Genomic DNA, 11,583 nt, shown 5'->3' on the forward strand with positions numbered 1-11,583 from the left:
CGCCGCCTTCCTGGCCTCGATGTCGTGCTTCACCCTCAAGTCGACTCGCATAAAAAGCCTCCCATTTCTCGTGTCCAAGAAATGGGAGGCAGTTCATTTTGGGACGGGGCTATTTTGACTACTTTTAACGTCAAGCAGTTCCAAATACCTGCATCAACAGGAAAGTAGTCAAAAAAACCCCGTCCCAAAAAGACTACTGACCAAAAAAGCGAACGCCAAAGGACGTGTCCTCGCAGGCGACAATGCGGCGGTCGCGCAAAATGGTCCGCACGTAATACCAGTCGCCCACACAGCCCGACAAATGCAAGCCGGCTGCCAGGTAGCACAGCAGCGGATAGCCCGAAAACGCAAACCCCAGGGCAAATGCTGTCGTCACGACAACCGTCGGCGCCAGACAAACTGCCATGTACCGCCGGCGCGAATACACAACGCCCTCGGCGCAGGCATAGATCATGCACGTCTCGAGGTTCGCCCCAAAGGTAACCTGCGCGCCCGCAGGAGCCAGCAGCTTAAAGAACACGCCGTGCACCAACTCGTGCACGGCAAATGACGCCGCCGAAACCGCAGCCAAGCCAACTATCCAGCCCAAGACAGCCGTCCAGCCACCCGCGTCAGCCGCATCCAAGTCCGCGGGCCCACCCAGCAGCATAAACACCGGCACCAGGCACACGGCAAATGCGCCAAGCACGGCCATCCCCCACACAAAGCAAGCGTGCAGGAAATCCTCGTCTTCAAACGCATGTATGTTGGAAATCTCATTCATAGCATCTTAGGATAGCGCCCCTGCCACGTACCCGTCCGCATGTGCGATAATGTCGAACGATATGCACGAATTGACCACCGCGTCGCCAGGCCTTGCGCCCGGCTGCGCTCTCACCATATGCGAAGGAGTCCCATGGCATCCAAATACTCCATGAACGACCGTCCCAGCTGGCCTCGCCGCGCCATCGTTACCGCCGGCGAGCCCTATGGCAACAAGGGTCTTCACTTTGGCCACGTTGGCGGCGTCTTTGTCCCGGCCGACTTCTTCGCCCGCTTCCTGCGCGACCGCCTGGGCCGCGAGAACGTCATCTTCACCTCGGGCACCGACTGCTACGGCTCGCCCATCATGGAGAGCTACCGCAAGCTCAAGGAGAACGAGGGCTACGATAAGTCCATTAGCGAGTATGTCGAGTCCAATCACTCCCGTCAGGCCGCGACCCTCAACAACTACAACATCAGCTGCGATATCTACGGCGGCTCGGGCCTTGAGCCGGCGGCGCAGATTCACAACAAGGTGACCGCCGAGATTATCGAGCGCCTGCACGAGCAGGGCACCATCTCCAAGCGCTCTACCCTGCAGTTCTACGACGCCAAGGCCGGCACGTTCCTCAACGGTCGCCAGGTCATCGGCCGCTGCCCCATCCAAGGTTGCAAGTCCGAGAAGGCTTATGCCGACGAGTGCGACCTGGGCCACCAGTTTGAGCCCGAGGAGCTCATCGCGCCCAAGAGCCAGCTCACCGGCGAGGTGCCCGAGCTGCGCCCGGTCGACAACCTCTACTTCGACCTGCCCGCCTACCTCGACTTTATGAAGACCTATACTGCCAAGCTCGCCCAGAACCCGCAGGTTCGCTCCGTGGTCTCCAAGACCATGGAGGAGTGGCTGCTGCCGGCACAGCTCTACATCCAGAATAAGTTCCGCGAGGCCTTCGACGCCGTCGAGGACCAGCTCCCCGAGCACACCGTGCTGGAGCCCGAAGGCAACAAGAGCAGCTTTACCGTCACCTTCCCCAGCTGGAAGGAGCGCGACGACGCCCACGCGGTACTCGCCAACGGCGGCGTGCGCTTCCGTAGCGGCAAGGCGCTCGTGCCCTTCCGCATCACCGGCAACATCGACTGGGGCGTTCCGGTGCCCGAGGTCGATGGCGTCTCCGACGTCACCTGCTGGTGCTGGCCCGAGAGCCTGTGGGCGCCCATCAGCTACACCCGCACCGTGCTCGCCCGCGATGCCCGCGCCGCCGGCGTGACCGAGGGCGTCGCCGCCCAGGATGCCGCCCTCATGGGCGAGCCCGCCGCCGATTCCACGCAGGTCCCCGCGCCCACCTACCAGCACAGCTCGCTCGACTGGCGCGACTGGTGGTGCTCGGACGACGCACAGATCTACCAGTTTATCGGTCAGGACAACATCTACTTCTACTGCATCGCGCAGACCGCCATGTGGGAGGCCCTGGGTTGGAACCTCACGCAGAGCACCGTCAGCGCCTGCTATCACCTGCTCTACATGGGCAAAAAAGCCAGCTCGTCCTCGCAGACGCCTCCCCCGCCGGCAGACGACCTGCTCAATCACTACACCTGCGAGCAGATGCGTGCGCATTGGCTGTCGCTCGGCCTGTCCGAGAAGCCGGTGAGCTTTAGCCCCAAGGCATATGACACACGCGTGACCGGCAAGGACAAGGACGGCAACGAGGTGCGCGCCTGCGACGACAAGCGCGTTATCGACCCGGCCCTTAAGGAGAGCGCGCTTTTGACCGGCGTGTTCAACCGCCTGGCCCGCAGCTGCTTCTACGGCGTCGCCGTCAAGGAGGGCGACGAGAGCCCCTACCGCAACGGATGCATCCCCGCCGGTGCCGCCTCCGCCACCGTGGTCGAAGCCGCCGAGCAGGCAGCTCTCGCCTTTGAGCAGGCCATGTACAAGTTCGAGACGCACCGCGCGCTCGCCGTGTGCGACGACTACCTGCGTGCCGCCAACAAGCGCTGGAGCGACGCCTCCAAGGCCGCCAACAAGCTCGAGGGCGAGCCAGCCAACGCCGCAATGACGCAGGCACTGGTCGACGCCTTCACCGAGCTGCGCGTGGCGACCGTGCTCATGCACGGTATTGTGCCGGCCGGCTGCGAGCTCATCTGCGAGTACTTCGACGTCGATCCGGTCGCCTTCTTTAGCTGGGATAACATCTTTGCCTCCACGGATGAGTTTGTGGAGAGCCTGGGCGAGAAGCCCGGCGAGCACCGCGTAAAGCCGCTGCCCCCGCGCTTCGACTTCTTTAGCAAGCACGAGAGCCAGTACTAGACAAACGCCAAGGCAGACTAGTCAATTTGGGACGGGGCTATTTTAGCTACCCCGTCCCAAATTTAACTGCAACGCCTGCCGAAACGGACGGGCAGCTAAAATAGCCCCGTCCCAAATTGACTACTTTTAATGGAATGGGAAGGAAAGACGGATGTCCAAGCCACGTCGTCGTAAGCAGAAAAAGCAGGTTAAGCCCGAGCTCAAGCTTAGGCAGTTTGCCGCTACCGAGCTTTCCGACCAGCTTGCCGCCCAACACCCCGCCGCCGACCTGCCGCGCTTTATGGTCGATACGGTCGCCGGCGCCTATGCGCCTGCCGATGCCGAGCTCATGATCGAGGGCTTTGGCGCCGCAGCCACGCGACCGGTCACGCTGCGCGCCAACACGCTCAAGGCAACCGCCGAGGACATCGCCGCCGCGCTCGACGCAGCCGGCATCGCCCACCAAACCGTTGCCTGGTACCCGGACGCTTTCATCCTGCCCGAGGCCCAGGTATCCGATCTGTGGGATCTCGACATCTACCGCAACGGCAAAATCTACCTGCAGAGCCTGTCGTCCATGATGCCTCCTTTGGTGCTGGGCGCTCAGGCCGGCGAGGATATCCTGGACATGTGCGCGGCCCCCGGCGGCAAGACGACGCAGATCGCCGCCCTCACCCAGGGACAGGCGCACCTCACCGCCTGCGAGATGAGCATTCCCCGCGCCGAAAAGCTCGAGGCCAACTTGGGCCGCCAGGGCGCCAAAAACGTACCCGTCATGCGTATCGACGCACGCGAGCTCGACGAATTCTTCCGCTTTGACCGCATCCTGCTCGACGCCCCCTGCACCGGCACGGGCACCGTCATCAGCGGCAACGAGAAAAGCCTGCGCGGCCTGACCGAGCAGCTGCTCTGCAAGTGCGCCCGCTCGCAGCGCGCGCTTCTGGACCGCGCCATGGGCGCCCTCAAGCCGGGCGGCACGCTCGCCTATTCGACTTGTTCGATCTTGCCGCAGGAAAACGAGGACGCCCTGCAGGAGGCCCTCGACAAACACATGGACTGCGAGCTCATCCCCCTCGACGGCACGCCGAGCGAAAGCGAAGCGCGCCGTGCTCAGGAAGCTGGCGAAGAGCCACGCGTCGAGAGCAACGCCCTCACCGAGGCCATCGCCACCGGCCACGTCTCGACCGTCGCCAACGGCATGCCCGGCACGCTGACCATCCCGCCCAGCCGCGACTTTGAGGGCTTCTACATCGCTCTGATCCGAAAACGCAGCTAGCGCACGGACCAACTCAACAAGCTATCTCCGTGCGCGCTTGTCCTGCTGGTCCTTATGCCGCGCAAGCGCTTCACGCTCCTTGCGCTCGGCCTTTTTGCCCTTAATGGCCGTAACCACAAAGTAGATGACCGCGGCGGCTACGATTGCGCCCACGCATAGGCCAATCGAGCTCAATATCGTCGTGATTTCCATACCGCGCCACCTCTCTTATAAACGGGACATTTAAGATAGCACCTCAAAACCTGCCACCACAGCTCCTTCACGTTCGCCGGCCCTTCGGTCTAACGGATAGCGCGGCGGGGAAAAATCAACTCGTCAAACGTTTTAGCAACGTAGCGCCGGTCGCACGCTGCCGACCGCACATTATAGAAACGGACCGCAATGGATTCTCTCAACGATTTGAACGAGCGTGTTGACGCTTTTGTCGCCACCAGCTCCTTCGACACGCCCGCCGCGACGAACGACCAAGCCCCCATCGATGTTCCCGCCGAGGTTCACGAGGACATCGTCGCCTCGGTCGATTTCTCAGAGGTTGAGCTTGCGGACGAATTTACCGAGCCCCAGGTGGCTGTAACCCCCAGCGGCCTTTTGCCCATGGAGCCGCTGCCCATCGACGGGCGCCTGCGCAAGGCGGCCCTCCGCATGCCCGATGAGATCGAGGAGGCCAGCGGCTTTACGCTCTTTGGACGCCGCATCAAATCGCTCATCTACACCACCGACGTGGCGGTCATCCGCAACTCCAATGCCGACGCCGTGTTTGCCGTCTACCCCTTCACGCCGCAGCCCGCCATTACGCAGGCGCTGCTGACTGTTGCCGAGTGCCCGGTCTTTGTGGGCGTTGGCGGCGGTACCACCACCGGTAAGCGCTCCGTGCAGATGGCGGCCGTCTCCGAGATGCAGGGCGCGGCGGGCTGCGTGGTCAACTCCCCCGCTACCGCCGAGATGGTCGAGCACATCACCAACATCGCCGACATCCCCGTCATCGCCACGGTCGTTCGCTGCGATGACGATGCCCACGCCAAGGTGCGCGCCGGGGCCAAGATCCTCAACATCGCCGCCGGCAAAAACACACCCCAGGTCCTACGCGAACTGCGAGAGCACTATCCCAGCCTGCCGCTCATCGCACCGGGTGGCAAGACGCCCGAGAGCATCCGTGAAACCATCGCCGCCGGCGCCAACGCTATCATCTGGACGCCGCCTTCGGCCCAGCAGCTGCAAACCGACATGATGGAGCGCTACCGCAAGATGAAGGAAGACGCCACGCCTGTCATCTCGCGCGACGATGTGCCCATTATCGACCAGGTCGCCGCCGCCGAGATCAGCCAGGTCGAGAACATGAATCCCGACGTGCCGATTCCCGACGAGGTCATCGAGCGCGTCGCCTCGATCCACGATCATATCGAGGAGCGTCGCGCCAACCGCGGACTCAAGCCCTCGCTACACGGTTTCTTCTTCCGTGGAAAGAAACGCTAGCCGCAACAGCAAGGCCCGCCCCGCAAACAACGGGACGGGCCTTTTTCTGTTATCAAATGTCAGGAGGACAGGCGTAGCCGTTAAAACCGTCAGCCAGCCCACAAACGTTAGTCCACGCGCTTGTCGCCCATAAAGAAGAGCGCCACCGTACCAGGTCCGGTATGCGAGCCAATCAGAGTACCGATGTCATTAATCTCAATCTTGCCTTTAAGCTGCGGAATCTGTTCCTCTATCAGCGCCGCAACTGCCTCGGCATCCTCGCGACACGCCGAGTGCGACATGATGCACTTACCCGAATAATCCGCACCGCCCTGCACGTGTGCCATCATGGTCTTAGCCATCTCGGAAATCGCACGCTTCTTGGTGCGAATCTTCTCACGCGGCGCCAGCTCACCTTCGCAATCGACCGTCATAAGCGGGCAAATCTTGAGTGCCGTGCCGATAATCGCGCTCGCGGCCGAAATGCGACCGCCGCGCAGGTAGCTCGACAGATCGGTCGAAAAGAACCAGTGGTGCAGGTTGAGTTTATGCTCCTCAATCCAAGCGGCCGTCTCCTCGAGCGAAGCGCCGCCATCGCGAACGTCGGCGGCACATTCCGCCAGCAGGCCAAGGCCCGAAGACGCCGCCAGCGAATCGATGACGCGCACCTTGCCGCCCTGGGGATAGCGATCCGCGAGCATCTGCGCCGCAACGCAGGCCGATCCATACGTGCCCGAAATACCCGACGACAACGTCAGGTGCAGCACGTCTTTACCCTCGGCAACAAACGGCTCCCAAAACTCCTCGTACTCACCCACGCTCACCTGAGACGTCTTGGGCATGGCGCCCGCGGCAATCTGAGCAAAAAACTCGTCCGGCGTAATCGACTGATACAGATCGTCCGTATAGACAACATCGTCGATCTCGTAATGAAAACACACGACAGGAATATTGCGCGACGCAAAGAACTCACGGGTTCGATCGGCGGCGGATTCACAGGTCAGGACAAAATCACTCATATGAGGCTCCTTACTCATTGCTGCGCAAATTATCGCACAGCATGCGTGAATACGGTACAAATGTCCGTTATTTACCAAATTGAACCAAAGGTAGTGAACATCTTTACCGTCATCATCTCTAGCGATCCCGGAGGTATGCGCCTGCAAAACGACCCTACGTCTCCACTCAACCGCCATATCTACCTCGACTAAATCGATTTAGCAAACCGTTCGGCCAACAATTCAATCTCCTAACCCCAATTGAAACAAAAGCGGCGCATACTGATAAACGTTTGACGCTGTTTATCAATTTTACCAACCACATCGGAAGGTGTTTCATGGTCGCATTCGATCGCAATCCGCAAGACTTCAAGTATCTGCGCCTGCTGTCGAGACAGTTCCCCACCGAGCAATCCGCATTCACCGAGATCATCAACCTCTCGGCCATCCTCAACCTGCCCAAGGGCACCGAGCATTTTATGAGCGATGTGCATGGCGAGTACGAAGCCTTTATGCACATCCTCAACAACTGCTCGGGCGTCGTGCGCGAGCATGTCGACGAAATCTTTGGCGACACGCTCTCCTTTAACGAAAAGGGCGAGCTGTGCACGCTCATCTACTACCCGCGCGAGAAGATCGATCTGGTCCGCAGCCGGCACGAGGACTCGCCCACCTGGTACAAGACCATGCTCAACCAGCTCATTGTGGTTGCCCGCTCGCTTTCGAGCCGCTACACCCGCTCCAAGGTACGTAAGGCCATCCCGCGCGATTACGCCTACATCATCGACGAGCTGCTGCACACGCATCCGGACGAGAACAACTACCGCGTGCGTTATCACGAGCGCATTATCGAATCCATCTTGGAGACCGCCAGCGCCGACGACTTTATCGAGTCGCTCGCCTCGCTCATCAAGCGCCTCGCTGTGGACCACCTGCACTTGGTGGGCGACATCTTCGACCGCGGCGGCGGCGCGGCCAAGATTATGGACCGCCTGCTCACCTATCATTCGCTCGATATTCAGTGGGGCAACCACGATCTGTTGTGGATGGGCGCCGCTGCCGGCGAGCCCGCCTGCATCGCCACGGTGCTACGCAACAACCTGCGCTACGACAACTACGAGATTCTCGAGAACGACTACGGCATCTCGCTGCGCGAGCTTGTCGCCTTTGCCAACGCTACCTATACCGCCGGCGAGCCCATCAGCCCGCTCATCAAAGCCATCAACGTTCTGCTCTTTAAGCTCGAGGGCCAGATTATCCAGCGCCACCCCGAGTTCGACATGGCCGACCGTCTACTGCTCGACAAGGTCGATCACGACGCCGGCACGGTCACCCTCGCCGACGGCAGTGTGTGGCCGCTCACGACCAACGACTTCCCCACCGTCGATCCGGCAGACCCCTACACGCTCACGCCCGAGGAACAGCACATCATAGACAAGCTCGTGTCCGAGTTTGTCACCGCCGATCATCTGCATCGCCACATCGATTTCCTCTATACCCACGGCTCCATGTATAAGGTCGCCAACGGCAATCTGCTGTTCCACGGCTGCGTACCGCTCAACGAAGACGGCACCTTTAGCAGCATGAACTGCCTGGGTACCTGGCACGCCGGCCGCGATTATTTTGATTTTTGCGACTATATCGCCCGCCGCGCCTGGCGTGCCGGCGACCGCGATGCCCTCGACTGGATGTGGTACCTGTGGATCGGCTTTAACTCACCCGCCAGCGGACGCGTGGTGCGCACCTTCGAGCGCGCCTACATTGCCGACAAGAGCACGTGGGTCGAGCCGATGGACCCGTACTACACGCTCACCACGTCCTCGTCCGTTTGCGACGACATCATGCGGGAGTTTGGCGTCGCCCCCATGGCCTGCTCGCCGACGGGCCATATCATCAACGGCCATACGCCCGTCAAGACCACCAAGGGCGAGCAGCCCATCCGCGCCAACGGAAAGTTGCTGGTCATCGACGGCGGTTTCTGTCGCGCCTACCACCCCAAAACGGGCATCGCCGGTTACACGCTCATCTCGAGCTCGCGCGGATGCCGCCTTAAGTCGCACCAGGCCTTTACCAGCGTTGCCGAGGCGCTCACCCGCAACATCGATATCGAAAGCGAGACCAACCGCTTTGACGAGGCCGACCGGCGCCGCATGGTGAGCGACACCGATACCGGCGTCAAGATTCGCAGTCAGATCCAAGACCTGCGCCAGCTCCTCGATGCATATAGAAACGGTGCTATCGAGGAGCGCGCCTAGCCCCGCCTGCGGGGATTGGTTAAACTTGCTAGGTTTGTCATCCCCGCGGCGCCCCGGCGCCACCCTAAGGCAGGTACCATGCAAAAGCTCCTTGCGCAGATCATAAAGTTTGGCGTCGTCGGCGTCGTTGCCACCGTCATCGACTTTGGCATCATGAATCTGCTCCACTACGGCCTGGGCCTCAACATCTTGATCGCCAACACCAGCGGTTTTATCGTCTCGCTCATCTTTAACTACGTCGCGAGCATGAAGTACGTGTTTGCACACAAGGAGGGCATGAGCCGCCGCCGCGAGTTCATCATCTTTGTCGTGCTATCCGTTATTGGCCTGGCGCTCAACGACGGCATCGTGCTGACCCTCAACGCCGGCCTGGGCCTCGAGGCCAATATCGCCAAGATTTGCGCTACCGCGCTCGTCATGGTCTACAACTTTGTAACGCGAAAGATCTTCCTAGAGGGCGAGCAGACCAAATAGCTCGGCCTCCTCGTTGCACTACGGGGACCTGCGGATGACGCGCGTCGAGCGTAGCGTTGCCTGGGCCTTGCTCGTTTACGGGAAGATTTGCAGCGTTTGCGGATTTCCACTTGAATATTTGGCGAGTTCGTATAGTTCTTGCCAAAGACCTTACGTTTGCCATGCAAAAGCTCTAAAGTATCTCGTTGCTCGATTCATCAACGCATTGGATGTGATTACGTGCGCAACGCGCTGGCACAACCTCATACCAAGCAGTTCCTCAAGTTCGCTGTCGTAGGTCTTATCTCCTTTGGCGTCGACTGGGGCATGCTTATTGCGCTCGTCGAGCTGTTCCACCTCGACTTTTTGATGAGCACGACGGTCTCGTTTACCACGTCCGTCGTGGTTAACTACTGGCTCAGCATGAAGTACGTGTTCGACCATCGCGAGGGCATGAGCCGTAAGCGCGAGTTCACGATCTTTACCATCCTGTCGGTGATCGGTCTGGGCCTCAACGACCTGTACATGTTTGTGGGCGTCACGTTTTTGAGTATCGGCTACCAGGCCATGAAGGCCATCGCCACGTTCCTGGTCACCTGGTACAACTACTTTAGCCGTCGCTTTTTCCTCGAGGGCGCACGGTCGTAGACGGCCCAACATAATCTCGCTTCGCAGCCGGTTGGAATTCTCGTTCCAACCGGCTTTTTGTTTGCAGAGTCTGCCGAGGAAGGCGGGCTACGGTGCATGAATGGGACGCAGTTTCCCCATGAGCGCTGTTCCGGAAAGTGTATCCCAGATTGCAGCCTCAGAATGGGATGCAGCTTCCGCAACGCCGTCCTAGCGGAAACTGTGTCCCGGAATCAGCCAACAGAACGGGACGCAGTTTCCAGATGAGCCCCCATGCGGAAAGTCTATCCCGGAATGAGCCCCCAGAGCGGGGCACGCTTTCCGAAACCCGCCCCATCGGGAAACCGTATCCCGGTCTGAGCGTGGATTCCGGGACGCAGTTTCCCGCGGACGCCGAAACGGAAAGCACATCCCGTTATCGATGTCTAGAACGAGATGCGCTTTCCCAATGGATGCTGATGCGGAAATTGCGTCCCGGAATTCACCTTCAGAGTGGGATGCGATTTCCGGTTGAGCCTCGATTGGGAAACGACGTCCCATTCGCATAAAAACGGGCGGCTCGGATGTTGGTCCGAACCGCCCGTTTGGCATGTTATGTCGAGGCATTTAGCCCGTTACGTAATACCAGACCACGCTGTCGCCATTGGAGAGAACGTAGTTGCTGCAAGCCGTGTTGGGCGTTACGCCGTTGACAGAGTACATCCAGCCGCTTGTACCACCGTGCTCCTTCTCGGCCAAACCACCGATAGCGGCGACATACGTGCCGTACGATGAGCCGTGCGCATTTACGGAAAGGCCCAGTGCGCACAGGGCATCGTAGGGGGTAGCGCCCTCGTTGAAGGTGAACGTACCGCCAGAAGACACCGGGTTACCCACGGCACTCGACGTCACTGAGACCGTCACAGTAATGTAGCCAGGCTGCTGCGAGCCGCCCTGATTGCCAGCAGAAGCGCTGTCGCCGTTGGATACAGACCCACCGCCAGACACCGAGCCGCCGCCCGAAGAGGAGCCGTCAGAAGAACTCGATCCACCAGCGGATTCGGAGCCCTGTCCGGCAGACGCGTTGTTGGACTTCTTGCCGCCCTTGCCTTCGGACTTCTTCTCTTTCGAATCCTTGTCTGACTTCTCGTCCGAAGACTCGGAAGCGTCCTTGGAATCCGATTCATTCGAGTCCTTGGACTCGGAGTCCACAGCGTCAGAAGACGAGGAGCCCGCTGTCTCCGTCTTGCGAAAGGCGATAGAGCCAGAGTCGGCAACGCTCCTCCCCGCCACGGCCCGAGCGATCCAATCGATGGACCAGGCGCCGCTGGCGGAAGGGTGAACAAAGCCCAGCGAGACGAAAATCAGCGCGATGCAGACGGCCGTCAGAGAGCCAAGTAGCGCCTTGCGCCGAGGGGCGGACACCGCCGAAGCGGCGCCCTTTTGCTTAGCATCGTCGAGCTGAATGAACGACGAGTCGGGTTGCTTGGAGTCGGCATCCTGAGGTTTATTGGACAC

The 11,583-nt window shown here is 60.3% G+C and carries 10 protein-coding genes; 6 read left to right on the top strand and 4 right to left on the bottom strand.

Annotated features, from left to right (window positions below):
• Positions 1 to 193: 193 nt before the first annotated feature.
• The gene (locus ACTNBY_RS04030) at positions 194 to 763 is read right to left on the bottom strand and encodes a DUF3267 domain-containing protein (RefSeq protein ID WP_441063462.1); all 570 of its coding nucleotides are present in this window, start codon (positions 761 to 763) and stop codon (positions 194 to 196) included.
• A gap of 132 nt (positions 764 to 895) precedes the next feature.
• Here ACTNBY_RS04030 and ACTNBY_RS04035 point away from each other — a divergent pair, with 132 nt between their 5' ends.
• A complete protein-coding gene (locus ACTNBY_RS04035; protein ID WP_441063465.1) occupies positions 896 to 3,046 on the top strand; it encodes a methionine--tRNA ligase in 2,151 nt (716 codons plus the stop codon).
• Between the two features lie 151 nt (positions 3,047 to 3,197).
• Positions 3,198 to 4,301: an RsmB/NOP family class I SAM-dependent RNA methyltransferase gene (locus ACTNBY_RS04040; RefSeq protein ID WP_441063466.1), complete on the top strand. Its 1,104-nt coding sequence runs from the start codon at positions 3,198 to 3,200 to the stop codon at positions 4,299 to 4,301.
• 21 nt (positions 4,302 to 4,322) lie between these two features.
• Here ACTNBY_RS04040 and ACTNBY_RS04045 read toward each other — a convergent pair whose 3' ends face one another.
• Positions 4,323 to 4,493 (bottom strand): hypothetical protein, encoded by a 171-nt coding sequence (locus ACTNBY_RS04045; protein WP_427728972.1) that lies wholly within the window; start codon positions 4,491 to 4,493, stop codon positions 4,323 to 4,325.
• Between the two features lie 189 nt (positions 4,494 to 4,682).
• On the opposite strand from ACTNBY_RS04045, the gene ACTNBY_RS04050 reads away from it, so the two are divergent.
• Positions 4,683 to 5,774 carry a hypothetical protein gene (locus tag ACTNBY_RS04050; protein ID WP_441063467.1) on the top strand — a complete coding sequence of 364 codons (1,092 nt, stop codon included), beginning with the start codon at positions 4,683 to 4,685 and terminating at the stop codon, positions 5,772 to 5,774.
• Between the two features lie 107 nt (positions 5,775 to 5,881).
• Here the strand turns inward: ACTNBY_RS04050 and ACTNBY_RS04055 are convergent, their stop codons facing one another.
• Entirely contained in the window at positions 5,882 to 6,772 is an 891-nt protein-coding gene (locus ACTNBY_RS04055; RefSeq protein ID WP_441063469.1) for a DegV family protein, read from the bottom strand.
• 317 nt (positions 6,773 to 7,089) lie between these two features.
• Here ACTNBY_RS04055 and ACTNBY_RS04060 point away from each other — a divergent pair, with 317 nt between their 5' ends.
• From ACTNBY_RS04060 to ACTNBY_RS04070, 3 genes are all read left to right on the top strand, one after another.
• Complete coding sequence (locus ACTNBY_RS04060) at positions 7,090 to 9,006, top strand: fructose-1,6-bisphosphatase (protein ID WP_441063470.1); 1,917 nt, start codon at positions 7,090 to 7,092, stop codon at positions 9,004 to 9,006.
• A 78-nt stretch (positions 9,007 to 9,084) separates the two neighbouring features.
• Entirely contained in the window at positions 9,085 to 9,480 is a 396-nt protein-coding gene (locus tag ACTNBY_RS04065; RefSeq protein WP_154515815.1) for a GtrA family protein, read from the top strand.
• 219 nt (positions 9,481 to 9,699) lie between these two features.
• Positions 9,700 to 10,107, top strand: coding sequence for a GtrA family protein (locus tag ACTNBY_RS04070; RefSeq protein WP_370450581.1), 408 nt, complete (start codon positions 9,700 to 9,702; stop codon positions 10,105 to 10,107).
• A gap of 585 nt (positions 10,108 to 10,692) precedes the next feature.
• Here ACTNBY_RS04070 and ACTNBY_RS04075 read toward each other — a convergent pair.
• The gene (locus tag ACTNBY_RS04075; RefSeq protein WP_441063471.1) at positions 10,693 to 11,583 is read right to left on the bottom strand and encodes a DUF4430 domain-containing protein; all 891 of its coding nucleotides are present in this window, start codon (positions 11,581 to 11,583) and stop codon (positions 10,693 to 10,695) included.

The organism is Collinsella sp. HCP28S3_E12 (genome assembly GCF_052065595.1).
GTDB lineage: Bacteria > Actinomycetota > Coriobacteriia > Coriobacteriales > Coriobacteriaceae > Collinsella.